The organism is Variovorax sp. S12S4, from assembly GCF_023195515.1.
In the GTDB taxonomy this organism is placed as follows: Bacteria; Pseudomonadota; Gammaproteobacteria; order Burkholderiales; family Burkholderiaceae_C; genus Variovorax.
Window position 1 is genome coordinate 4,454,000 of the sequence record NZ_JALPKR020000002.1, and the last position, 22,899, is coordinate 4,476,898.

The 22,899-nt window shown below is 65.1% G+C and carries 23 protein-coding genes, 2 tRNA genes and 4 pseudogenes; 19 read left to right on the forward strand and 10 right to left on the reverse strand.

Going from position 1 to position 22,899, the window contains the following annotated elements; translation table 11 throughout:
* Positions 1 to 102 precede the first annotated feature (102 nt).
* Together M0765_RS21930 and M0765_RS21935 are read left to right on the forward strand one after the other, a co-directional pair.
* Positions 103 to 1,167 carry a tartrate dehydrogenase gene (locus tag M0765_RS21930; protein ID WP_258505895.1) on the forward strand — a complete coding sequence of 355 codons (1,065 nt, stop codon included), beginning with the start codon at positions 103 to 105 and terminating at the stop codon, positions 1,165 to 1,167.
* Positions 1,168 to 1,234: 67 nt separating this feature from the next.
* Positions 1,235 to 2,233: a tripartite tricarboxylate transporter substrate binding protein gene (locus tag M0765_RS21935; RefSeq protein WP_258505896.1), complete on the forward strand. Its 999-nt coding sequence runs from the start codon at positions 1,235 to 1,237 to the stop codon at positions 2,231 to 2,233.
* 20 nt (positions 2,234 to 2,253) lie between these two features.
* On the opposite strand, the gene M0765_RS21940 is transcribed toward M0765_RS21935, so the two are convergent.
* Entirely contained in the window at positions 2,254 to 3,288 is a 1,035-nt protein-coding gene (locus M0765_RS21940; protein ID WP_258505897.1) for an antibiotic biosynthesis monooxygenase, read from the reverse strand.
* Positions 3,289 to 3,431: 143 nt separating this feature from the next.
* Between M0765_RS21940 and M0765_RS21945 the strand changes: the two genes are divergently transcribed.
* Complete coding sequence (locus tag M0765_RS21945; RefSeq protein WP_258505898.1) at positions 3,432 to 4,391, forward strand: AraC family transcriptional regulator; 960 nt, start codon at positions 3,432 to 3,434, stop codon at positions 4,389 to 4,391.
* Positions 4,388 to 5,278, forward strand: coding sequence for a LysR family transcriptional regulator (locus M0765_RS21950; RefSeq protein ID WP_258505900.1), 891 nt, complete (start codon positions 4,388 to 4,390; stop codon positions 5,276 to 5,278). The genes M0765_RS21945 and M0765_RS21950 overlap by 4 nt, the downstream gene beginning before the upstream one ends.
* Here the strand turns inward: M0765_RS21950 and M0765_RS21955 are convergent.
* Entirely contained in the window at positions 5,266 to 6,174 is a 909-nt protein-coding gene (locus M0765_RS21955; RefSeq protein WP_258505901.1) for a LysR family transcriptional regulator, read from the reverse strand. The genes M0765_RS21950 and M0765_RS21955 overlap by 13 nt on opposite strands.
* A 213-nt stretch (positions 6,175 to 6,387) precedes the next feature.
* Here M0765_RS21955 and M0765_RS21960 point away from each other — a divergent pair, with 213 nt between their 5' ends.
* Together M0765_RS21960 and M0765_RS21965 are read left to right on the forward strand one after the other, a co-directional pair.
* Positions 6,388 to 6,864: a (R)-mandelonitrile lyase gene (locus tag M0765_RS21960; protein WP_258505902.1), complete on the forward strand. Its 477-nt coding sequence runs from the start codon at positions 6,388 to 6,390 to the stop codon at positions 6,862 to 6,864.
* A gap of 60 nt (positions 6,865 to 6,924) precedes the next feature.
* Positions 6,925 to 7,614 (forward strand): carboxymuconolactone decarboxylase family protein, encoded by a 690-nt coding sequence (locus M0765_RS21965; RefSeq protein ID WP_446751608.1) that lies wholly within the window; start codon positions 6,925 to 6,927, stop codon positions 7,612 to 7,614.
* A gap of 21 nt (positions 7,615 to 7,635) precedes the next feature.
* Here M0765_RS21965 and M0765_RS21970 read toward each other — a convergent pair whose 3' ends face one another.
* On the reverse strand, positions 7,636 to 8,076 hold the full coding sequence (locus M0765_RS21970) for a MarR family winged helix-turn-helix transcriptional regulator (RefSeq protein WP_258505904.1): 441 nt from the start codon (positions 8,074 to 8,076) through the stop codon (positions 7,636 to 7,638).
* Between the two features lie 125 nt (positions 8,077 to 8,201).
* Here M0765_RS21970 and M0765_RS21975 point away from each other — a divergent pair, with 125 nt between their 5' ends.
* The 10 genes and pseudogenes from M0765_RS21975 to M0765_RS22015 all read left to right on the forward strand — a co-directional run bounded on the left by M0765_RS21975 (position 8,202) and on the right by M0765_RS22015 (position 17,186).
* On the forward strand, positions 8,202 to 8,939 hold the full coding sequence (locus tag M0765_RS21975) for an SDR family oxidoreductase (protein ID WP_258505905.1): 738 nt from the start codon (positions 8,202 to 8,204) through the stop codon (positions 8,937 to 8,939).
* Between the two features lie 30 nt (positions 8,940 to 8,969).
* The gene (locus M0765_RS21980; protein WP_258505906.1) at positions 8,970 to 9,656 is read left to right on the forward strand and encodes a response regulator transcription factor; all 687 of its coding nucleotides are present in this window, start codon (positions 8,970 to 8,972) and stop codon (positions 9,654 to 9,656) included.
* Entirely contained in the window at positions 9,625 to 11,043 is a 1,419-nt protein-coding gene (locus tag M0765_RS21985) for a sensor histidine kinase (protein WP_258505907.1), read from the forward strand. Before M0765_RS21980 ends, M0765_RS21985 begins: the two co-directional genes overlap by 32 nt.
* A 153-nt stretch (positions 11,044 to 11,196) precedes the next feature.
* Positions 11,197 to 12,198 (forward strand): glycosyltransferase family 2 protein, encoded by a 1,002-nt coding sequence (locus M0765_RS21990; RefSeq protein ID WP_258505908.1) that lies wholly within the window; start codon positions 11,197 to 11,199, stop codon positions 12,196 to 12,198.
* 107 nt (positions 12,199 to 12,305) lie between these two features.
* Positions 12,306 to 12,923 (forward strand): annotated as a pseudogene (locus tag M0765_RS29530) (ArnT family glycosyltransferase); the annotation flags it as partial.
* Between the two features lie 1,009 nt (positions 12,924 to 13,932).
* Entirely contained in the window at positions 13,933 to 14,289 is a 357-nt protein-coding gene (locus tag M0765_RS29535; RefSeq protein ID WP_446751609.1) for a phosphatase PAP2 family protein, read from the forward strand.
* 129 nt (positions 14,290 to 14,418) lie between these two features.
* On the forward strand, positions 14,419 to 15,162 hold the full coding sequence (locus tag M0765_RS22000) for a hypothetical protein (RefSeq protein ID WP_258505910.1): 744 nt from the start codon (positions 14,419 to 14,421) through the stop codon (positions 15,160 to 15,162).
* The gene (locus M0765_RS22005; protein ID WP_258505913.1) at positions 15,159 to 15,971 is read left to right on the forward strand and encodes a S8 family serine peptidase; all 813 of its coding nucleotides are present in this window, start codon (positions 15,159 to 15,161) and stop codon (positions 15,969 to 15,971) included. Before M0765_RS22000 ends, M0765_RS22005 begins: the two co-directional genes overlap by 4 nt.
* 5 nt (positions 15,972 to 15,976) lie before the next feature.
* Complete coding sequence (locus tag M0765_RS22010; RefSeq protein ID WP_148110632.1) at positions 15,977 to 16,219, forward strand: hypothetical protein; 243 nt, start codon at positions 15,977 to 15,979, stop codon at positions 16,217 to 16,219.
* A gap of 52 nt (positions 16,220 to 16,271) precedes the next feature.
* Positions 16,272 to 17,186 carry a DNA/RNA non-specific endonuclease gene (locus tag M0765_RS22015; RefSeq protein WP_258505914.1) on the forward strand — a complete coding sequence of 305 codons (915 nt, stop codon included), beginning with the start codon at positions 16,272 to 16,274 and terminating at the stop codon, positions 17,184 to 17,186.
* 1 nt (position 17,187) lies between these two features.
* On the opposite strand, the gene M0765_RS22020 is transcribed toward M0765_RS22015, so the two are convergent.
* Positions 17,188 to 17,712 carry an arsenate reductase ArsC gene (locus tag M0765_RS22020; RefSeq protein WP_258505915.1) on the reverse strand — a complete coding sequence of 175 codons (525 nt, stop codon included), beginning with the start codon at positions 17,710 to 17,712 and terminating at the stop codon, positions 17,188 to 17,190.
* A gap of 301 nt (positions 17,713 to 18,013) precedes the next feature.
* Between M0765_RS22020 and M0765_RS22025 the strand changes: the two are divergent.
* Both M0765_RS22025 and M0765_RS22030 read left to right on the forward strand, forming a co-directional pair.
* Positions 18,014 to 18,373, forward strand: a pseudogene (locus tag M0765_RS22025) (arginase family protein); the annotation flags it as partial.
* Between the two features lie 110 nt (positions 18,374 to 18,483).
* A complete protein-coding gene (locus M0765_RS22030) occupies positions 18,484 to 18,906 on the forward strand; it encodes an arginase family protein (protein ID WP_258508386.1) in 423 nt (140 codons plus the stop codon).
* 99 nt (positions 18,907 to 19,005) lie between these two features.
* On the opposite strand, the gene M0765_RS22035 is transcribed toward M0765_RS22030, so the two are convergent.
* The 3 genes and pseudogenes from M0765_RS22035 to M0765_RS22040 all read right to left on the reverse strand — a co-directional run.
* Complete coding sequence (locus M0765_RS22035) at positions 19,006 to 19,377, reverse strand: response regulator (protein WP_258505916.1); 372 nt, start codon at positions 19,375 to 19,377, stop codon at positions 19,006 to 19,008.
* A 138-nt stretch (positions 19,378 to 19,515) separates the two neighbouring features.
* Positions 19,516 to 19,743, reverse strand: a pseudogene (locus tag M0765_RS29540) (sensor histidine kinase); the annotation flags it as partial.
* A gap of 190 nt (positions 19,744 to 19,933) precedes the next feature.
* Positions 19,934 to 21,073: pseudogene (locus M0765_RS22040) on the reverse strand (GAF domain-containing protein); the annotation flags it as partial.
* Positions 21,074 to 21,382: 309 nt separating this feature from the next.
* Between M0765_RS22040 and M0765_RS22045 the strand changes: the two are divergent.
* On the forward strand, positions 21,383 to 21,853 hold the full coding sequence (locus M0765_RS22045) for a DUF6130 family protein (protein WP_258505918.1): 471 nt from the start codon (positions 21,383 to 21,385) through the stop codon (positions 21,851 to 21,853).
* A gap of 72 nt (positions 21,854 to 21,925) precedes the next feature.
* On the opposite strand, the gene M0765_RS22050 is transcribed toward M0765_RS22045, so the two are convergent.
* From M0765_RS22050 to M0765_RS22060, 3 genes are all read right to left on the reverse strand, one after another.
* Positions 21,926 to 22,002: transfer RNA gene (locus M0765_RS22050), tRNA-Arg, on the reverse strand.
* A gap of 45 nt (positions 22,003 to 22,047) precedes the next feature.
* Positions 22,048 to 22,124 (reverse strand) — tRNA-Pro (locus M0765_RS22055).
* A gap of 35 nt (positions 22,125 to 22,159) precedes the next feature.
* The gene (locus M0765_RS22060; RefSeq protein ID WP_258505919.1) at positions 22,160 to 22,864 is read right to left on the reverse strand and encodes a glutathione binding-like protein; all 705 of its coding nucleotides are present in this window, start codon (positions 22,862 to 22,864) and stop codon (positions 22,160 to 22,162) included.
* Between the last annotated feature and the right edge of the window lie 35 nt (positions 22,865 to 22,899).

Here is a 22,899-nt window from a genome sequence, read left to right on the forward strand (position 1 = left end):
TGATTGTTGACTTGCGGTTAATGATGGATTCACTTTACCCGTGCGACGCCATCGGGTGCAAACCACAGAATCGGCCGAACCACTCAAAGGACGACGGCCCAGATGAAGACGTACAAGATTGCAACCATTCCCGGAGACGGCATCGGCAAGGAAGTGATTCCCGCAGGCCAGCAGGTGCTCCAGGCGCTGGCCTCGGCCGGCGGAAGCTTCAATTTCGAGTTCGAGAATTTCGGCTGGGGCGGCGACTACTACCGCGAGCACGGCGTGATGATGCCGAACGACGGGCTCGATGCGCTGCGCGGCAAGGACGCCATCTTGTTCGGCTCGGCGGGCGACCCGCACATTCCCGACCACATCACGCTTTGGGGCCTGCGCCTGAAGATCTGCCAGGGCTTCGACCAGTACGCCAACGTGCGCCCGACGCGCATCCTGCCCGGCATCGACGGCCCCCTGAAGCGCTGCGGGCCTGACGACCTAAACTGGGTGATCGTGCGCGAAAACTCCGAAGGCGAATACGCCGGCGTCGGTGGCCGCGTGCACCAGGGGCACCCCATCGAAGCCGCTACCGATGTCTCGATGATGACCCGCGCGGGCGTCGAACGCATCATGCGCTTCGCCTTCGGGCTGGCGCAGTCGCGGCCCCGCAAGCTCCTCACGGTCATCACCAAGAGCAACGCCCAGCGTCATGCCATGGTGATGTGGGACGAGATTGCGCTGCAGGTCTCCAGGGAGTTTCCGGACGTCGCCTGGGACAAGGAGCTGGTCGACGCATCGACCGCGCGAATGATCAACCGGCCGGCCTCGCTCGACACCATCGTTGCCACCAACCTGCATGCCGACATCCTCAGCGACCTGGCCGCCGCGCTCGCGGGCAGCCTGGGCATTGCGCCGACCGGCAACATCGACCCCGAGCGCCGCTACCCCTCGATGTTCGAGCCGATCCACGGCTCTGCCTTCGACATCATGGGCAAGGGCCTGGCCAATCCGGTCGGCACCTTCTGGTCGGTCGTGATGATGCTCGAGCACCTGGGCGAGGCCGAGGCCGCAAGGCGCGTCATGCAGGCGGTCGAAGCCGTGACGGCCGACTCGTCGCTTCATACCCGCGATCTGGGCGGCACCGCCACCACCGCGCAGGTCACGCAGGCCGTGTGCGCACGGCTCGCATAGAGACCGCCGCATTTCCGCCGCCAACCGCAAGAAGAACGGCGCACGCCGTCAGCCTGGAGACAAAGACATGAAGAAGCAACCATTCGCCATGGGGCGCCGCGCCGTCGCGGGAACTGTGCTGGCAGCCGTGGCACTCTCCGCCGCGCCCTGGGCCGCTGCGCAGGAGCCGTGGCCGGCCAAGCCGATCAGCCTGGTCGTGCCTTTTCCGTCCGGCGGCACCACCGACGTGCTGGCCCGCGCGCTCGCCGATGCGCTCTCCAAGAGCCTGGGGCAACCTGTGATCGTGGAAAGCAAGCCGGGCGCCGGTGCCACGCTAGGTGCAGACTACGTCGCCAAGGCCAGGCCCGACGGCTACACATTGCTGATGGGTGCGGTGCACCACACCATTGCCACCAGCGTGTACAAGAAGCTGCCCTACGACTTCCAGAAAGACCTGGCGCCCATCACCACGGTGGCGATGGTGCCCAATGTGCTGGTGGTCAATGCGTCGCTCACGACCGCAAAGTCGATGGCTGAGCTGGTTGCCGCCGGCAAGTCATCGTCCAAGGAACTGGCCTACGGCTCGAATGGCAACGGCACCGCGCAGCACCTCATCGGCACGCAGTTCCAGGCCAGCACCGGCGTCAAGCTGCTGCACGTGCCCTACAAGGGCAGCGGCCCGCTCACCACCGACCTGCTGGGCGGACAGGTGGACATGTCCTTCGACACCATCACGCCCGTGCTTCAGCACATCAAGGGCGGCAAGCTGCGCGCCCTGGCCGTGACCACCGCCAAGCGTTCCGCCGTGCTGCCCGATGTGCCGACGCTCGAAGAGGCGGGGCTGAAGGGCTTCGACATCGGCACTTGGTTCGGCGTGCTGGCACCAGTTGGAACGCCGAAGGACATCGTCGTGAAGCTGAATGCCGAGATGGTGAAGATCATCAAGTCGCCGGACTTCGCAGAAAGAATGCGTGCGATCGGCGCCGACCCGATAGGCGACAGCTCCGCCGACATGGCAGCGCGCATCCGCGACGAGACGGCGAAGTTCGCGAGGCTCGTGAAAGAAGGGAAGGTGGCGGTGGAGTAGGGCGAGGCGCTGCGCACCGGTCAAGGCGGCGCGCCCTCGACGATGTACACGCGCGACTTCGCCGACCTGGAGCGGATGGGACGGATCTCCCGATACTGCGGCGAGTCGTACCAGGCCTGTGCCCGCTCCAGGCTGGGAAAGGCGATCATGACGATGCGCTTCGCAGGCTCGCCTTCGAGCGCGCTCACCTTTCCGCCCCGCACGAAGTAGTAGCCGCCGAAGGGCCTGAAGGTTGCCTCCACTTGTGCGCTGTAGGGCTTGATGCCTTCGGGGTCGGTGAGTTCGAATTCGGAGACGTAGTACGCGGGTGCCTTGGCTGCCGGCGGCAGGCCGAGGAACACCGGCTCCGCTTCCAACAGCGTGCGCGAGGTGATCATCGACTTGGTGGCCTCCACATACTTCTTGAAATGCGGCGAGTCGATGTGCTGCCGGTAGGCCGCTTCATCGGCATAGATCTCGACAAAGCGCAGTTGTGCCGGCTGCTCTTTCAGCGCGAAGGAGTAGATGCCCAGCACGCCGGGTTCGACGCGGATCGATGTGTCGATTTCTTCCGACACCGCGTCCTTGTAGGCCTGGAGCTGGGCCGGATCGATCGTCAGCTCTGCAACCCGCACATGAGGAGGCCGGGAGGGCAAGCTCTTCTTGGCGCCCAGGCGCACGGGCACGGCTTCGTGCAGTTCGCGCCGCAGCATCATCGTGTCTGTCTGCGCCCGAAACTTCTGGAAGTGCGACGTCTGCACGTGGGCCTGGTAGGCCTGTGCGTCGACATACATCTCGAACACCCGCACCCGGCCCGGATTGCCTTTTTCAGCCACGGCATGGAAGGCGAGGACCCCCGGCTCCAGGCGCAAAGTGGCTTCGCCGTTTTCAAGGGCGGCCTTGCGAAACTCTTCGAGCCTGGCATTGTCGATGTCGAGTTCGGCAAATCGCACGAAGGGCGTGGGGCTGGGCGGTTGGGCGAGCGCAGGCCGGCACAGCGCCAGCGTCAGCAGCGATGTGCCGACAAGCGCCAGCTTCCAGAGGCGACGTGGCATGTGAATCGTGGAGAACAGCATGCTGCAATTCTTTGAGCAGACAGGACCACGGCCATAGACAAATCCGACCGAGTTCTTGCCTGATCCGACTGTTGCTGCAAGCAATGGGCAGCCACCATACAGTCACGCCCTACCATGGAGCTTTTCAGCCGCGGAGTGAAGAGGTGAAGCAGGAATTGCCCGGTGTATCGGCGGATACGTTCGAAGCCTTGCGCGCGGCGCTGGCTCAACGCATTGCGCGCTGGACAGACGGTGCCGAGCAATTCGACACGGCCATTCCCGGGCTTGCGTTCTACAGGCACGATGCGCCGACCCCGCCCATGAACTGCATGGTCGGGCCGAGCATTGCGCTGACGGTGCAGGGCGCCAAGCGCGCGCTGCTGGGAGGCCGGAGCTACAGCTATCACAGCGGCCGCCACCTCATTGCCGCGCTCAACCTGCCCGTGGTGCTGCAGGCTGTCGAGGCGCATCCCGATCGGCCATACCTGAGCCTGGTGCTGGAACTGGATGCACGCGGTATCGCGGAGTTGCTGCTCATGCAGGCCGAGCCGCCCGCGTTGCCCGGGCACTCGTCCACGGCCCCAGGCTTGGCACCGAGCCTCGTATTGGGCGATACGACCGAGGCGCTTCTCGAGCTCTTCCTGCGTTTGGTCAAGCTGCTGGACGAGCCGGCCGCGCTTGCGGTGATTGCGCCGCTGGTGCGAAAGGAAATTTTCTATCGCCTGCTCACGGGCGAGCAGGGCGCATGGTTGTGGCAGATGGCGTCCGCGGGCAGCCAGAACCAGCGCATCGCGCGCGCCATCGAATGGCTGAAGCTCAATTTCGCCCAACCGCTGCGTATCGAGGAGCTTGCCGCCCACGTGCAAATGAGCCCATCTCGGTTCCACCATCATTTCCGCGCCTTGACGGCCATGAGTCCGCTTCAGTTTCAGAAATGGCTGCGCCTCAACGAAGCACGCAGGCTGATGCTGGCGGATTGCATCGATGCCTCGAGTGCGGCGTTCCAGGTCGGGTATGAAAGCCCGTCGCAGTTCAGCCGTGAATACGGCCGCCTGTTCGGTGCCCCGCCGCGGCGGGACATCGAAGACCTGCGGCAGAAGGGCGGTGCCGGGGGCACGAAATGAAGCGTGACTCGATCAGTGACCTGCTGGCCTTCATGGCGGTGGCGCGCGAGCGCAGCTTCACGCGTGCGGCCTCCAAGCTTGGCGTGTCGCAATCTTCACTGAGCCACACCATCCGTGCGCTGGAAACCCGCCTTGGGGTGCGCCTGCTGACGCGCACGACGCGCAGCGTGGCGCCCACCGAGGCCGGCGAGCGGCTGCTGGAAACGGTGGCCCCACGGCTGCAGGAAATCGAAGCCGAAGTCGCCGCGGTCAGCGAGCTCGGCACCAAGATGGCCGGCAGCATCCGCATCACGGCCATCGACTACGTGGTGGACACGGTGCTGTGGCCCCGCCTGAGGCCGCTGGTTGCCGAATACCCTGATCTCAAGATCGAGATCAGCTCGGACTACCGCATGGTCGACATTGCGGCCGAGCGTTTCGACATCGGCGTGCGCTGGGGCGACCAGGTGGCCAAGGACATGATTGCGGTGCGCCTTGCGCCCGACCAGCAGATGGTGATCGCCGGCGCGCCGGGCTACCTGGCGGAACGCGGTGTGCCGGCCACACCGCAGGAATTGCTTGCGCACAACTGCATCGCGCTGCGCCTGGCGGGCGGCGGCCTGTATGCATGGGAGCTCAAGAGCGGCGACCGCGAGTTGCAGGCTCGCGTGGGTGGGCAGGCGACCTTCAACAGCGCCTACCAGATGCTGAACGCCGCGTTGAGCGGCTGCGGCCTGGCTTTCTTGCCGCAAGACCTGGCCTGGCCTCATCTGCAGGTGGGGCGCTTGCGGGCCGTGCTGGAGGACTGGTGCCCGGTATTCCCGGGCCTGCATGCCTATTACCCGAACCGGCGCCAGTCGACGCGTGCGTTGACGCTGGTGATCGACGCGCTGCGCTACCGCGGCTGAGGCCCATCGGGCAAACGCAGCGCGTCGATCACCATGGAAACCGCCTGCGTTTTCTGGCGGCGGCTGGGGTAGTACATGAAGAAGCCGGGCGAGGTTGGAAACCACTCCTCCATCACGCAGCGCAGGCGGCCGGCCTCCACGTGCGGCCGCGCCAGATACTCTGGCGTGAAAGCGAGTCCGCAGCCGTCCAGTGCCGCCTGCAGGATCTGGTAGCTGCCGTTGAAGGTGAGCTGCCCCTGCACCTGCACGCGTTCGGCCTGTCCGTTGCGTTCCAGCGGCCAGGCAAAGAGGCCGCCGCGCGTTGCCAGCCGCAGCGTGATGCAGTTGTGCGCAAGCAGGTCCTGCGGCGTTTGCGGCACCGGGTGGCGCTCGAAGTAGGACGGTGCACCGACGATCAGGCGCCGAAAGTCCGGCGTCATGCGCACCGACACCATGTCGCGTGCAATGGCTTCACCGGTGCGCACGCCGATGTCGTAGCGCTCCTCGACGATGTCGACCATGCGGTAGCTGGTGTCGATCTCGACCTTGATGTCCGGGTACTTGTGCAGCAGCGATGCGAGGCGCGGCCAGATGAACAGGTCCGCCACGGTGTCGATCGCAGTGATGCGCACCGTGCCGGCCGGCTTGTCGCGGAACTCGGCCAATGCCTCCAGCTCGGTTTCGATTGCATCGAACTGCGGCGCCACCGTCGCCATCAACCGCTCGCCCGCTTCGGTCGGCACCACGCTGCGGGTGGTGCGGGTCAGCAGGCGCACGCCCATGCGGCTTTCGAGTGCGCGCATCTTGTGGCTCAGTGACGATGGCGACATGGCGAGCGTGGCCGCCGCGCGCGTGAAGCTGCGCTCGCGCGCCACCGCGAGGAATGCGAGCAGGTCATTGAAGTCGTCGCGCGGCATGGCTGCCTCAAGCCGCCATCGACAGCTGCGGCAGTACGGCCGGGCCGCGTGGCCCGTGGAAGAGGGCGGTCGTCATGCCCTCGAGTCTAGGTCGCTTCGGGTAGGAAAACGGCTCGCGATTCATGCGCCCGGTCGATAAGTGCATGCGGACGAGGGCGGCTAGTCAGGGTGGGCGAGCCCGCCTACGCTTGGAGCCAGTGAAAGGTCTTCCGCATGAAAACATCCTTGTATTGCGCGCTCTGCGCCGTATCGCTTCAGGCCGGCGCCGCTGAAGCGCAGCCCGACGCCGCCCAGCAGGTCACGCGCGCGGGCAGCCAGACTTCGTCCGCGGGCCCGGCTGAATACTTCACCGGCCGCGTCCGGGTCGATCCCGTGTGGCTTGCCAATGCGCACATCAATGCCTCGGGCGGCGTGGTGACTTTCGAGCCGGGCGCGCGCTCGGCCTGGCATACCCATCCCGCTGGGCAGCGATTGCTGGTGATGTCGGGTGTGGGGCTGACCCAGGAGTGGGGCAAGCCCGTGCAGGAGATCCGCGCGGGCGACACGGTCTGGTGCCCGCCGGGCGTCAAGCACTGGCACGGCGCGGCGCCGGGCTCCGCGATGAGCCACCTGGCCGTGACCGGCACGGTGAACGGCAAGAACGTCGAATGGATGGAGAAAGTCAGCGAAGAGCAATATGGCGCGCGCTAGACATCGCACCGTCGCCGTGGCGGCCCTGGCCCTGGTTCTCGCGGCCCCGGCCATCCATGCATCCCAGAACCAGCAGGAGCCAGCCGGCATGACCAGCACCCCCAGTCCCAGGCCCTGTCGGCCACGCAGCAGGCCATCGTGCCGATCGCGGCCTTTGCCGCCGCGGGCGACATTGCCAGGCTGAACGCGGCCTTGAACCAGGGGCTGGATGCCGGCTTGACCGTGAGCGAAGCCAAGGAGGTGCTGGTGCAGCTCTACGCGTATGCCGGCTTCCCGCGCAGCCTGAATGCGCTGACGGAGCTGATGAAGGTCGTCGACGCGCGCAAGCAGCGCGGCGTGAAAGATGCCGAGGGCCGTGGGCCGAACCGCCCCATTCCGAAAGGCGACGCCTTGATGGCGGCGGGAACCGCCAATCAGACCAGGCTGTCGGGTGCGCCGGTCCAGGGGCCGTTGTTCGACTTTGCGCCGGTAGCCAACGAGTACCTGCGGTCCCATCTGTTCGGCGACATTTTCGAACGCGACAACCTCGACTGGCAAAGCCGCGAAGTGGCCACGGTCAGCATGCTGTCCGCGCTTGCGGGTGTCGAGTCGCAGCTGCAGTCGCACATCCGCATCAGCATGAACGTGGGCCTCTCGGCGCAGCAGCTGCGGCAACTGGGCAGCGTGCTGGCCGACCGCGTGGATGCCGACAGCGCCCGGCGCATGCGCGACGCGCTGGGGCGCCAACTGGCGAGCAAGCCGGCAGGTTGACAGAACCGCGGCCGGAGCCGGTCAGCCTTGCTCTTCGTCCTCCATGTCCTGCTCCAGCTTCTGCCGAATCGAGGCCATGACTCTCTGCATGGTCTTGATGTCGTTCACCGCAACCCCGTCCGAGAGGCTGTCGATCCACGGGGCTTGCAAGGTCATGGCGGCTGTGTAGACCTGCCGGCCCCTGTCGGTCAGCACCACGAGCTGCGCCCGCCGGTGGTGAGGGTTGGTTTCGAACGCGACGAGTTTTTCCTTCTCCAGGTCGTTGACGATCCGCTGCACGTTTTGCCGGTTGGCACCCAGCGTGCGGGCAAGCCACGCCACGGGCTGCGGGTGTTCGCCCTTGAAGATGGTGCCAAGAATCTGCCAGCGGGCGCTCGTCAGCCCGAGCGGCGCCACCAGCCGATCGCCTGCGGTCAGCAGGCGGCTGTTCAGCCTGAACAGTTCGAGCATCAAGCTGCTCATCGCTTCGCCGGCAGCAGTTCGCTTGGTCTTTGTCATTTGTCGCTATAAGGCTTTATTGACAATATGGTGTCATATTGGCATCATTTGATCGTACCAGACTGACCTCAGTCTCAAAGGCCCAGACGATGACATTGAGCAACAGCACCATCCTTGTGACCGGGGGCGCCAGCGGTATCGGATTTGCGCTCGCGCAGCAGCTTCTTCAGCGGGGAAACCGCGTCATCGTCTGTGGCCGCGGGGCCGAGTCGCTGGCGCGCGCGCAAGCGATCGAGCCGGCGCTTGTCACGCGAATCTGCGACGTGACCGACGCGGAAAGCCGAAGGGCGCTGATCGACTGGATTGCCGCCGAGCACCCGGACCTCAGCGTTGTCTTCAACAATGCCGGCGTTCAATATCGCCGCAGCTTTACCGGCGATCATGCGCTGGACGATCTGGAGCAAGAGGTTGCGGTCAACTTCACTGCACCGGTGCAACTTGTCGGCGAGATCCTGCCGCTGCTGCGCCGGCAGAAGCAGGCTGTGATCGTCAACGTCACGTCAGGTCTGGCCTTTGCACCGATGGCTGATGTGCCCGTGTACTGCGCTGCCAAGGCCGCGTTGCACTCATTCACTCTCACGCTCAGGCATCAACTCCGACACACCGCAATCAAGATGGTGGAAATGGTGCCCCCCATCGTCGACACCGGACTGGGCGGCAATACCCGAAGCGACGGCACGAAGAACGCCGGAATGATGAGCCCCGACGCCTTTGCAACCGAAGCGTTGGCACTCCTCGAAGAGGGGCACGACGAAGTGCTGGTCGGGCTTTCGGTGGGCACGCGCCAGCACGGCGAAAAACTCTTCCAGCGCATGAATGGCAATTGAGCCTGTCGAACCGCTTCCATATCGCATGCGATGAATCGCGTTCTCCTGGTCGAGGACCACGAGCGGCTGGCCCGGCTCACGTGCAGCGGGCTGGAAGCCGCCGGTATTGCGGCCGATGTTGTCCACCGCGGCGATGCTGCGTGGGCGGCCATCCAGGAGGTGCCGTACGGTGCGCTGGTGCTCGACCGGGGGCTGCCCGACGGAGACGGGCTCGCCTTGCTGCAGCGCCTGCGCGCGCGAGGGGTGGGCGTGCCGTGCCTTGTTTTGACGGCCCGCGATGCCTTGCACGACCGCGTGGAAGGGCTCGAGTCCGGGGCCGACGACTACCTTGCCAAGCCCTTTGCCATGGACGAAATGGTGGCGCGCGTGCGGGCGCTGCTGCGCCGCCCGGTGCAATGCCGGCCGCTCGAGCCCGCGCATGGCGACTTGCAGCTGAAACCGGCCGAGGGAAGCGTTTGCTGCGGTGAGGGGCGCGTGTCATTGGCACCGTCGGAAATGCAGATCCTGCTGTTGCTGGTGCAGGGAGGCGGCGACACGGTGCGCCGCGCTGCGCTCGAACTGGCTGCATGGGGATTGGGCGGCGCGGTGACGCCGAATGCACTTGACGTGGCCCTTCACCGGCTTCGCCGAAAGTTACTCGCCATTGGCTCGCGGCAGCGGGTTGTCAACGTAAGAGGCCTCGGCTATGCGCTTCGTCCAGTCGGCGTGGCTGAATAGCCTCAGCTTCAAGATACTGCTCGCATTCGTGGTCGGCGTGGTGCTGAGCATCGTGCTGATCGCCTCGATCCTCATCACGGTGTTGACAGTGCGCAGCGACCTCCTGTTCGTTGCCGACCTGGTGGGGCGCGCGGAAGAATTGGCGGGCGCGCTGCAGTTCGACAGCTCGGGAACACCCGTCGGGTTCGATGCGAAAGAAAGCAGTGCGGACTGGATGTACGACAGCCTGAGGCAAGAGGTGGCGTACCGCGTCCTGGACGCATCAGGCAATGCCGTGATGTCTTCGGTTGGGGGCGATGCATTCTGGGCAGGCGCTGCCCGGCAGGCCGGCCGTGGGTACTTCAAGTTCGAACACAACGGGGAGCCGATCCACGGTGCCGCCGTGCCTGTGGAGCACGCGGGCCAGAAGTGGCTCTTGCAGTTTGCTGCGAGTGCACGGCTCGCAGATCTCATGCACCGGCATTTCGCGCTGCCGTTCATGGTGGCGGGGATCGGCGTCTTCAGTCTGGTCCTGCTGGTGGTTTTTGGCGCATGCGCTTACCTGGCGCTGCGTTGCACGCTCAAGCCCCTGCGAAACGTGGCTGCTTCCGCTGCCGCCATTGCACCGAGGTCGATTCATGCCCGGCTCCAGGTGGCCGGAGTGCCGTCGGAGGTTGTGCCGCTGGTCGAAAGCTTCAATCGCGTGCTCGAACGGCTGGAGCACGGGTTTCGCATTCAGCAGGAGTTTCTTGCGACTGCGGCGCATGAGCTGAAGACGCCGCTCGCGTTGATTCGCGCGCAAATCGAACTGAGTGAAGCAGGCGCCGGCCGCGACTCACTGCTCATGGACGTCGAGCACATGGCGCGCCAGGTGCAGCAACTGCTTCATCTTGCCGAGGCCAGCGAGCTTCAGAACTACAGCTTCGCGCAAGTCGATGTGCGGGAGGTTGCAGGGCAGGGCGTTGCCTACCTGGAGCGCATGGCGCAGGCGGCAGGCGTGCATCTTTCAGCACATTTCAACAATCAGGACAGCCAGGCAGTTCACTGGACCGCCGACAGAGGGGCACTCTTCACGGTGCTGAAGAACCTCATGGAGAACGCCATCCAGCATGCACCGCGAGGCACCAAGGTGATGGTGGAGGTGGGCGCCGAGGCAGTGGCGGTTCGGGACTGGGGGCCGGGCGCAGATCCGGAACAGCTCTCGAAGATATTCACGCGCTTCTGGCGCGGGCCGCATCGCCGCGACCATGGCGCCGGCCTGGGCTTGGCCATATGCCAGGAGATCGCGCAGGCGCACGGATGGAAGCTCTCCGCTCAAAGGGCCGAACCGGGCATGAGATTTCTGCTGGCTCGTTCGGACGCGCAGGAGGAGATCGCGACGACCCAGGTGACAACGCAGGGCCGGTAAGTCGCCGGAAAGTCTTCCAGGCGGAGGATTCAGACATCCTGTTTGTCCTGGTGCGATGTCATGCTTCACTCTGTCGGTCCACGTCCCCTTCATCGCGCGCGCATTGCTGAGCGGTTCCGCGCCGACCGCACTGCAGGCGGATTGCTGCCGGACATGGCACCAAGCCAGCCCGCACGGCCAGCATCGGGCTCGGCGTCCAACGTGGCGCTCAGCGTGGTGGTGCCGGTTTTCAACGAAGAGGCGGTGCTCGTCGAGTTCCAGCGTCGCCTGAACGCCGTGCTGGCTGGCCTTGGCGTGAGATACGAAGTCGTCTATATCGACGACGGGAGTACCGACCAGACCGCTCATCTGCTGCAGCGCCTGCAGCGCAGCCATCCGGGAATCTCGTATGCGCGCCTGACCCGAAATTTTGGCAAGGAAGCAGCCATGAGCGCCGGGCTGCAACTTGCAAGCGGCGAGGCCGTGGTGGTCATCGATGCCGACTTGCAAGACCCTCCAGAGCTCATCCCCGCGATGCTTGCGGCATGGCGTGGCGGGGCCGACGTGGTGAACATGAGGCGGCGAGAGCGGCTCGGCGAGTCCTGGTGGAAGCGAACCACCGCCAGCGCGTTCTATCACTTCATCGAGCGAGTGAGCGACGTGCCGATCGCGCGGCACGTGGGTGACTTTCGCCTGTTCAGCCGCCGGGCAGTCGATGCACTGAACCAGCTGCCTGAGCGCGGGCGATTCATGAAGGGGCTGTTCGCCTGGATCGGCTATCCGCAGGCCACCATCGACTACGAGCGCGCTGCCCGCGCGGCCGGCGAGACCAAGTGGCCTTTTCTCAAGCTCGTCGGGTTGGCCTTCGACGGCATCACGGCGTTCTCGGCCGCTCCGCTGAAAGTGGCCACGCTGCTGGGAATGGCCAGCGCGGGCAGCGCCTTTGCCTATGCGATGTTCTTCTTTTTCAAGGCGCTGATTCTTGGCGATGCGGTGCAGGGCTTTCCGACGCTGATCGTGACGATGCTCTTTCTCGGCGGGCTGCAGCTGCTGTGCATGGGCATGCTCGGCGAATACGTGGCGCGCATCTTCACGGAGACAAAGGGCCGCCCGGTCTACCTGATCGACGTGTATGAACCGGCGACCGTGCCATCGAACGCAAGCGCGGGCCGCTGATGCCGCGCGTTCTTACCGATACCCGGCAGACGCTGGGCACTGCGACCACCTGCGTGCTGGTCTTTCTCATCGTGCTGCGCCTGGCTTCACTGGCGGGCTATCCACTGATGGACACCACCGAGGGGCGCTACGGCGAAATCGCGAGAAAGATGGCGGAGCGCGGCGACTGGATCACGCCGTGGTTCACCGATAGCGAGCCGTTCTGGGGCAAGCCGCCGCTGGCTTTCTGGCTGACCGCGGCAAGCATGCGGATCTTCGGAGTCAACGAATTCGCCGCTCGCCTGCCTCACTTCCTGATGGCTGCAGCGATCGTCGTGCTCACGTTCGACTGGGCGCGGCGGGCCGGCATGAGGCGGCCCGCCTACGTGCTGCCTGTGCTCGCGACCACCGTCCTTTTCTGGATGGTCTCCGGCGCCGTAACCACCGACATGGCGCTGTGCCTGGGCACGGCGTTGTCGATGCGCGGTTTCTGGCTGGCGCTGCAAGGGCCGGCCGAACATCGCCGGCGCGAGACATGGCTGTTCTTCGCCGGACTCTGGATCACGCTGCTGGCAAAGGGCCCGGTGGGATGCGTGCTGATCCTGCTGCCTGTCGGCGTGTGGTGCTTGTGGACGCGGCAGGCGCGCAGCGTGTGGCGGGCAATGCCGTGGCTGCGAAGTGGTGCGCTGCTCGTTGCCGTGGCTGCGCCCTGGTATGCATTTGCCGAGGCACGCACTCCTGGTTTCCTGGACTACTTCTTCATCGGAGAGCACTGGAACCGGTTCGTGGTCGCGGGCTGGCAGGGCGACCGCTACGGCTCGGCGCATGCGTTTCCGCGCGGCACCATCTGGCTCTTCCTGGCAGGAGCCATTTTTCCGTGGAGCATCGTGGTGCCGCTTGCGGCCTGGCGTGCGCGCCAGCGCAAGAGCACAAGTTTGCAGGTGGACGGTGCGAGCGATACGCAAGCGCAGCCATCGTTCATGCGCTACCTGCTGATCTGCGGTCTTGCTCCGTGCGTGGTCTTCACGGCGGCCGGCAACATTCTCTGGACCTATGTACTTCCAGGCCTGCCGCCGCTCGCGCTTGCGGCGGCGCTCTGGCTGGGCCACCGCGACGACGGCTTTGCGCGCCGGGCGCTGCTCGCCGGGACTCTTCTCGCAACGGCACTGTTCGTGGGAAGGCTGCTGGACCTTACCGCGGGCGGCCGGGCTGAAGCCAAATCGGCCGAGGCGGTGGTGCAGCTGTATCGTGCGCAGCTGCAGCCGGAGGCGCGGTTGGCATTTGTGCAGGAGCGCATGTTTTCTGCTGCGTTCTATTCGGCAGGGCAGGCGCTGCACATCGCCGACCCGCTGCGGCTCGCGCATGAACGGCCGCACGAGCCGCTGTTTGTCGCAATGCCGCGTGCTGCGCTGGCGCAGTTGCCCCAGGCCGTCTGGCCATACCTGCAAGTCGTAGGCGACGCCGGGAGCTACCGCCTTTTTCTGCGCAAGCCGTGCACCGAGCAGAGTGCTGCCATGGCGTCGCACGCCGGCGCCAATCAGGGGGCGGGGAGGGCGAATGGAAGAACTGAATCTTCTTCTGTTCCTGTGGATTGCTGCGGGACACGCACCCTGCGCCTGGCTGGTGTCCGCTGCGGGTGCCATCGCCGTTGGCGGGCCCTGGCTGTGCGCCGGCTTGCTGGGCTGGACGGCCTGGCTGCATCGCCGGGAGCGCGGCTACCTGCTGGCGGTGCTGGGCTGCGCGGCACTTGCTTCGATGCTGGCCCACGCCATTGCGGCAGAGCTGAACCTGCCGCGTCCATTCATGGTGGGCCTGAGCCCGGCGTACATCGAGCACGGCGCGCGCGGTTCGCTGCCGAGCGCGCACGCGACGGTCATGTTCACCGTTGCGCTGCTGTGCTTGCGCCGGCCTGCGTTGCGGCGCGCCGGTGCGGTGGTATTTGTGGCCGGCATACTCACCGGTTGGGCACGCATCCACGTCGGTGTTCATTTTCCCGCCGACATTCCGGCCGGGCTGCTGCTGGCCTTGGTGCTGGTGGCGGTCTTCGGCGGGCTGGAGCATGTGGGTCGGCGTGTGCGCGGTGTGCTGGAGCGCGGTTCGTCATCCGCGTGAAACCCCCTCGTGCGACAAGCAGGCAACAGGAGAGAACGCATGGCTGCAGCGAGCAAGCGACAAAAACCGCAGAAACAAGCCGCCCCTGCGCATCGAGCGGAGCGCGCCTATCAGCACGCGAAGGGCGACATGTCGAAGTCCGACAGCAAGAAGTTGGAGCGGCTGCTGCAGGAGTTGCGTCTGCGCCGCATTGCGGCCGAGCCCAAGTTTTCTGACGACGTCATCGTGTGGCCGTCGAAGAGCGCCGCGCCCGGTGGCACGGAGCTGGCGGCCCTTGGAGCCATCAACCTGGGCAATGCAGAAGAGGCGCTTGGGCAAGGAGTGCAAGGCCGCGGCGCGCCGCGGATGAATCTGGTCAAGCAACTGGACGGCGTGTCGGTGATGAAGGCCAATTCATCCGCGTTGCTGGCGATGCGCCGGAATACGCCGGGCCTGCGGATTGCGCCTGCTGCATGGGCCTATCTCCAATACATCCGCCCGCTGGGCGACGAGCTGGAAGCCTCCGCAATCCAGGTGACCGCGGGAGCCAAGGTCAAGAGGTTCGAGCTGCGCCTTGCCGATCCCAAGGGAAACGCCGTGGTGGGCGTTCGGGTCAAGGCGCTCGTCGATTGGGACGGCGCGCACGTGCCCGCGGTCACCGACGCGCAGGGAATCGCGAGCCTGGGAATTCCGGTGCTCTACCCTCGTGTCGAGTTGATTCTGGTCGAGCCGGAACACACGCACTGGTCGGTCTTCGTGAAGGGGTTCGACCGTGTTGCCGCACCGAAGCGCCTGGATGTCCAGACCACGCCGCTGGTGCCTGACGCTTACCAACTGCTCTCGAATTACGCGCCTTACGCCCCCAGGCGGGAGCGGGCGTCACCGTCGGCGTGATCGACAGCGGCGTCGGGCCGCACGCCGACATCGCCGTGGCGGGTGGCGGCTGCTTCGTTACCGGCGAAGACCCGGCGGATTTTCTCGACAACGGCATCGGACACGGCACGCACGTCGCGGGAATCATCGCGGGCAAGATGGCTGGGGGCAGCGGAATCTACGGCGTGGCGCCGGCTTGCCGCCTGCTCGCGTATCGCGTGTGTCCCAAGACCGGTGAACGCGGGCGTGCCAGATCCAGCGACATTGCCAGCGCGCTCGAACGTGCGATTGCCGACGGCTGCGACATCGTCAACATCAGCATGGGCAGTCTCGAGCCGATGCCGGAGATGCCCGACATTCTTGAAAAAGCGCGCAATGCCGGCATTGCCGTGTTCGCGGCCACCGGCAACGACGGTCAGTCGCTGCTGCGCTATCCCGCCCGGTACAGCCACACGCTGGCAGTCGGCGCGCTTGGCCGCGACGGAACATTTCCGGCGGACTGCCCGGAGAGCTTTCAGGAGAGCGAAATCCGCCGCAAGAAAGAGTTTGTTGCCGAGTTTTCGAACTACGGCCTTTCGACGGATTTCATCGGCCCCGGCGTTGCCGTTTTGTCGACGTTTCCGGGCGGGCGATACGCAATGATGTCCGGCACTTCGATGGCCACGCCGTTCACATCGGGCATGGCGGCCCGTCTGTTGTCAGGGAATCCGAACCTGCTTAACATGCCCAGAGGTCCTGAAAAGGCCGACGCCATCGTCAAGATGCTGTCGCAGGCAGCCCGAAAGGTGGGCTGGTCGGCCGAGTACGAAGGGTTTGGAGTTCTGAAGTGACAAGCGTGGTATTGACCTACACAGGCAGTCCCGACCAGAAGTTGTCGGCCGAGGCGCGGCTGCGGCGCTGCGTGCCGGGCGTCGTCTTGACGCCGAAGACTGGCACCCTGGTAGAGGCCCAGGTCGACGACACGCAACTCGCGGCGCTCGAGCAGAACCCCGAATGGGTGGTGACCCAATCGACGTTCGCGGAAATCCGCAAGCCTGTCTTCAATCTGAAAAACGCACGCGCCAAGCTCGGCAAATAGTCGCAAGGCGCCACGGCCGCTGTTGGCCGCTGGTTTTTGGAGAGGAAGTCCCATGTCCGATACAGACGTCCAGGTCGTGAGCAACTCCTGGGCCGGAATTCAGCGCGTTGCCGCAACGCCCAAGCCACCGGAATTCTTCAGGGGCCGGGAAGGCTACGCGCCGGACTTTTTCGGAGACGGCAACCGCGTGGAACTGCCTTCGATGAGCGACGCCATATCGATGGACGACATCGCCACGCTCGAAGACGGCTCCTTCGAGCTCAAGTACCAGCACTTCAGCACGGTGCAGTGCATTTCCCGCCGCGTGCCGCTCTATTCCGCCTGCAACGTCGATGGGTCGAAGTCCAAGAACGTTCCGCGCCACGACACCTGGAACTACGACGGCCGCATCAAGAAGGAATACCAGATGCTGCGGGAAGCCTATGGCCCCGAGCAGGACAAGAAGTTTTCCCGTGGCCACATGACGCGCCGGCAGGACCCGAACTGGGGCTCGCTGGCCACCGCGCAGCGCGCCAACATCGACACCTTCTTTGCAACCAATGCGTGCCCGCAGTGGCAACCTTTCAATGACGGACTGTGGGGCGACCTGGAGGACTACATCCTCGCCAACGCCAAGGGCGACGACAAGCGCATCAGCGTCTTCACGGGGCCCATTCTCCGGCCGGACGATGCCGAGAGATTCGGCATCCAGATCCCGCGCGACTTCTGGAAGGTCGTCGCATTCATCAGCGAGGCGACCGGTGAGCTGAGCGCCATTGCCTACCTGATGAGCCAGGGCATCTACCTCGATTCAGGGGTGGCGCGTGACCTGGAAGACTTCGGCACCTCGCAGCGCCCGCTGTCGTTCATCGAGGCCGAGACTGGCCTCAGGTTTGAAAGCCTCCAGGGACGCGATGTGCTCGACGGCGCGGACATCAGCTTCGTGCAGCCGATCCGCCGCTTCGCCGACACCCGGCTTCCGGGCTGATCTACGGGGTAGGGGAGGCTTGCTCCCCGGTGGTGGTGCCGATATGCCGAGCCTCGGACTCGATCACCAGGCGGTCGATGCGCTCGTCGGGCAGGTTGACCAGCAGTTCCACGTGTCTGCGAATCGCGTGCATCGTCTTCACGAAAGCCTCGGCGCCGCCGGCGTCGTCCGCTCGGGGGTCTGGATGCGACCAGTGCGCGGCGGCGGGTTGCCCGGGCCAGACCGGGCAGGTTTCGCCCGCGGCCTCGTCGCACAGCGTGACGACCAGGTCCATGTGCGGCGCCGAGGCCAGGCCGTACTCGTCCCAATTCTTGCTGCGCAACCCGTCGGTGGGCAGGCCGGCACCCTTCAGCGCTTCGATGGTGCGCGGATCGGGCTGGCCGTCTGGCGTGGGCTCGTGGCCGGCGGAATACGCGGCGAAGCGGCCCTTGCCGAGGTGGTTGAGCAGCGCCTCCGCAATCAGGCTGCGTGCCGCATTGCTGTTGCAGAGGAAGAGAACATGAACAGGGTGTGTGGAAGTGGTCATGGTGCGTCCAGGCGGCCGCGTACAGGCGGCCTTCAAGTGGTTGGCTGCGCCATTGATCCCGACATGGATGACGTGTGTATGACGAGTGGAAGACGCGACCGATGCTTGCTCGGGAGGGAGTTTCGTTCCGTTACTCACAAGGCGCGCAGACTTGCTGCCAAGTCATCCGCTTTTCATGCCGCGGAGCCATACTGCAGCGGATGCCTGTCGGCGCTGGTAGAGGTTGCCTTCGGCGCCCGCCACAGTGCGGGACCTCGAGCCGGCGGCATCCTCGGTTATTGCAGTCGCTTATGGAGGCGCCATGCCGACACTTCCCTATGCAATTCTCGAAGCCCCTTCCACGCTGGGCTTGGCGACGGACGGAGTGGAGCGCTTGCCCGAGCAGCTCCTGGGTCTCGGCCTTGCCGAGCGCATCCGTGCACGGCGCGCCGTGCAGTTGGCAGTGCCGCCGAAGGACCCTGTGCCCGACCCAGCGACCGGCGTCCTGAATGCCAGGGCCATTGCGGCGTGGTCACCCCGCCTTGCCGATGCGGTGGAAGCGGTGCTCGACGCGCGCGAATTCCCGGTCGTGCTGGGCGGCGATTGCACGATCATCCTGGGCTCGATGCTCGCGTTCCGGCGGCGCGGCCGCTACGGTTTGTTCTTCATCGACGGCAACGCCGATTTCTTTCAGCCCGAGGCGGAACCCAATGGCGAGGGCGCCTCGATGGACCTTGCCCTCGTCACCGGCCACGGCCCCTCGCTCCTGACCGGCATTGAAGGCTGCGCTCCCTGGTCCGCCCCGAAGACGCGGTCGCGTTCGCGTATCGCGATCACAAGGATCAGGAGGAGTACGGAAGCCAGCCGCTCCCCAAAGCGCTCATGGCGATCGACCTTCCCGCCGTGCGCGCGATGGGCATCGAGGCCGCGGCGCGCCAGGCGGTCGACCACCTGACACGCGAGGAGCTGGATGGCTTCTTCATCCACCTCGACGCCGATTGCCTCGACGACGCCATCATGCCGGCCGTCGATTTCCGCGTGCCGGGCGGGTTGTCGTGGGACGAACTGGGGACTGCGCTTCGCGTTGCCTTGGCAAGCGGCAAGGCGGTCGGCCTCGAGGTCACCATCTACAACCCTCGCCTTGATGAAGACGGCAGCGGCGGTCGCGGCCTGGCAGACGTACTGGCCGCGGCGCTTGGAACAGCGGCGTCCTGAATACAGCGGACAGAAGGCCGCACCAATGAGCTTCTCGAGGATGCGACAGGTCCATCGAACGAACCTTTGGCAAGATGCGCGCAGGGGCCGGCCGGCGAACTAGGGGCTGACCTGGCCAGCCATTGCCACTCTTCGTTCGAGGACGTCCAAAAGCTCCATCGGGTCGAAGGGCTTGATCAGGTGGGCGTCGAAACCTGCGGCGCGTGCCCGTGCCTTGTCGGACTCCTGGCCCCATCCAGTGGCAGCAAGCAGGAAGGCTTGCCGGCCCCACGGTGTAAGGCGCACCGCCTGGGCGACTTCATACCCGGTGAGCTTGGGCATGCCTATGTCAAGAATCAGCACCGAAGGGCGGACCGCCTCCGCAATGGCGAGGGCTTGCGCCCCGTCGGTGGCGACGTGCACCTGATGGCCTTCCATGCGCAGCAGTTCGGCCAGGAGCGTCACGGCACTGACGTTGTCATCGGCAATCACGATGCTTGCAGCGCGCCGCCCGCTGGTGGTGAGCACAGGAGGCGCGTTGTCCAACGCCGGTTTCAGCGGGATGCTGCCGATGGGAAGCCGCACGACGAAGCGGCTGCCTTTTCCCAGGCCCTCGCTCTCCGCCACGATGCTGCCTCCGTGTGCGGCGCAGATTGCACGCGACAGGGCGAGGCCGATGCCAAGGCCGCCCTCGGGCCGATGGAGCACGGCACCCTCCTGCGAGAACATCTCGAAGATGCGCTCGAGCGATTGCGGCGTCAGCCCCATCCCGTTGTCGCTGACCACGAACTCGCAGAACTCGCCGGCGCTCGACGCGCTCACCTGGATGCGCCCCCGCCCGGGTGTATTTGGCGGCATTCGTCAGAAGATTGGTGATGATCTGTGCGAGGCGCACCGGGTCGGCCTGGAGCGCGAGGTCGTCTTCGACCTGCAAGGTCACCGTGTGACTCCGTCTGCGCAGTTCGGGGCCTGTGTTTTGCAGCGCCAGATCGATCGCTGTACGCGCGTAGACAAGCTCCTTCTTGACTGTCATGCGGCCGGTCTTGATGCGGCTGGTGTCGAGCAGGTCGTCCAGCAGTCTCGATATCTGGACGACTTGCGTGCGGATCAGTTCGGCGGTGTTCTGCGTGGCAGGGTCAGGCGACTGCCTGAGCATCTGCGCGGCAAGGCCTATGGGCGCGAGCGGGTTGCGCAGCTCATGCGCGAGCACCGCAAGAAATTCGTCCTTTTTCTGATCGGCCTCCCGCAGATCCTGTTCCATCTGCTTTCTGGCCGTGGATTCCTGCACCACACCGAAGATGCCCGCGACAGCACCTGCATCATCGGTTTGCGGCGTTCCCCAGACCGCCAGCCACCGCGGCGGGCGGCTCCCGGCCAGGCGGTACTCCTCGCGATAGGTCATGCCGCTGCGCACGCTGGCCTGGACAGCGCCAAGCGTTCGTTCCCTGTCATCCTCATGAATGAGTTGCGCCAGTTCATGCCAGGTGATGGGGGCAACCGGAACACCGAAAAGTGCTGCCGCGCGCGGCGACAGCGAAACCACGTCCGTGGCCGCGCTCCAGCTCCAGTCGCCCATCTCCGCAGCGGCCAGCGCAATGTTCAAGCGCTCGTTGGTCAGCTGCATCGCATGGTGGGCGCGGGTGCGCTGCAGGCTCTCCCAGCATCGGCTGCAGACCAGCTGGACCAGTTCGATCTCTTGCTTGTTCCATCGTCTCGGCGTGCGCTGGTGCACGGCCATGGCCGCCACGAAGCGGCCGTCCTTGTGCAGTGGAACGCAGATCACGGCCTGGATCGCAGTGAGCCGATAGGCACTCAGATCCATGCCCGCCGCGCGGGGATCGGTGTCGATGTCGTGGACCACGTAGGGCAGGTTGGCGCGCATGAGCTGAAGGCAATCCAGCCCGAACTGGGAGAACGTGTAGCGGCCGACGATGGAATCGACACCCTGGCTGAAATCCCCGGTCAGCGTGAAGTGGTCCTCGTCGGCGTCGACTTCGGCGTACGCGCACCGGTTGACCCCCAAATGCGTTCCAAGCAAACGCGCGGTGATCTGCATGACTTCCGCGGGATCGCTCAGTGGCTGCGTTGTTCTGGCGAGGCTGTCCAGAAACGCGATCTGCGGTTCCAGGTCTGCGACGGAGTCCGCCGTCGCGTCTGATCGGGAAGGCGGGGCGGCTTCTGAACTCACGGCATTGTCTCTGGTGGAAGGAGGAATTCGATGGCGCCCCCTGATGGTCGACCAGCGAGTGGATCATCGTGGCTCTCTGGCCAGTGTCAGCCGAATTCGCTATTTACAAGACCTGCCAAGACCTCGACCGCCTTCCGTGACTCACGATTTCTGTATGGCCATGTGTCGGATGGCGATCCGGATACATGAGCGTCCAAATTCCCGGGTCCACGACACTTCGGAGATACAAGCCGTCGATTCAATCCACTCATCGCATAAGACCCGGGAGAGACCGGTTCAGTCGATGTACCGCTCTCTCTCCCAAGCTTCATGAAACTGTCCCTCTTTGCCGCCGCAGCGCTTGCCGCGCTCACCCTGACTTCCGTCCATGCAGGGGGCGAGACCGCGACGGACCTCGGGCGCCCCGCGCCGACCCTTCCGATCGCGTCGGAGTCGCTAGCAAAGCTGGTCGTGTACCCGCCGTTGCCCGAGGCACTGGCGCGGGGAGTCGTGATCATTCAGTACCGGACCGAGAACGTGCGCGTCATCCCGGTGTTCGGCGAGGGCGCACGCGGCGTGTCGCCGCGTGTCGGCCACCTTCATGTGACGGTCGATGACCGGCCGGGCACCTGGGCGCACACCAGTGCGGACCCGATCATCGTCGTCGGGCTCACACCCGGCGTGCACAAGATGCTGATCGAGGTCGCAGACCCGACGCACAAGATTCTGACCAGCGCGACCGTTTTGGTAACGGTTCCCGAACGGCCGGCTTCAGCAGCGCCCCAGGCCCACGCGCATTGAGGCTGTTGCCTCGGTTCCGAACAGCGCCCGCGAGTGCGGCCGAGCCGCTTTGGCTAAAGAGAGGAGGGAGATTGGCCTGCCCGGAGGGGATCGAACCCCCGACAACCTGCTTAGAAGGCAGGTGCTCTATCCAACTGAGCTACGGGCAGATTCCGGGCCGGACAGAAGCAAAAACGAAAGATACAGAAGAAACTTGGTCGGGGCGAAAGGATTCGAACCTTCGACCCTCTGGTCCCAAACCAGATGCGCTACCAGGCTGCGCTACACCCCGACAAGCCTTCCATTCTAGCTTGAATATCGGGGCTCTCAGCGCTTCTCGTACTGAGTCTTGCCGAAAAGAATCTCGCGTTCCTTGTCGCCGGTGATCGGCTGGCGCAAATCGGCCAGCACTTTCACGCCGCGCTGCACGGCGGGCCGTGCGGCAATCGCGTCGAACCAGGCCTTCAGGTGTGGGTAGTCGGTGAGGGTGATGCCCTGTTTGTCCCAGCTGCGCAGCCACGGGAAGATGGCGATGTCGGCAATCGAATAGGTCTTGCCGGCAATGAACTTGTTCTTCGACAGCTGCTTGTCGATCACGCCGTAGAGCCGCTTGGCTTCGTTGCTGTAGCGCTCGATGGCGTAGCTGATCTTTTCAGGCGCATACATGCGAAAGTGATGCGCCTGGCCGAGCATGGGCCCCACGCCGCCCATCTGGAACATGAGCCACTGCAGCACGTCGTAGCGTTCGCGGTCGGTCTTGGGCAGCAGCTTGCCGGTCTTGCCCGCCAGGTACACAAGGATGGCGCCCGATTCGAAAAGCGAGATCGGCTTGCCGTCCGGCCCGTCCGGGTCGGTAATGGCGGGAATCTTGTTGTTCGGGCTGATCTGCAGGAAGTCGGGCGCGAACTGGTCGCCTTTGCCGATGTTGATCGGGCGGGCGTTGTACGGCAGGCCGCACTCCTCCAGCATGATGTGAATCTTGTGGCCGTTGGGCGTGGGCCAGGAATAAACCTCGATGGGCGATGCGGGCATGTCTAGCGCTCCGATATGCGGGTTGTGATTTGCGG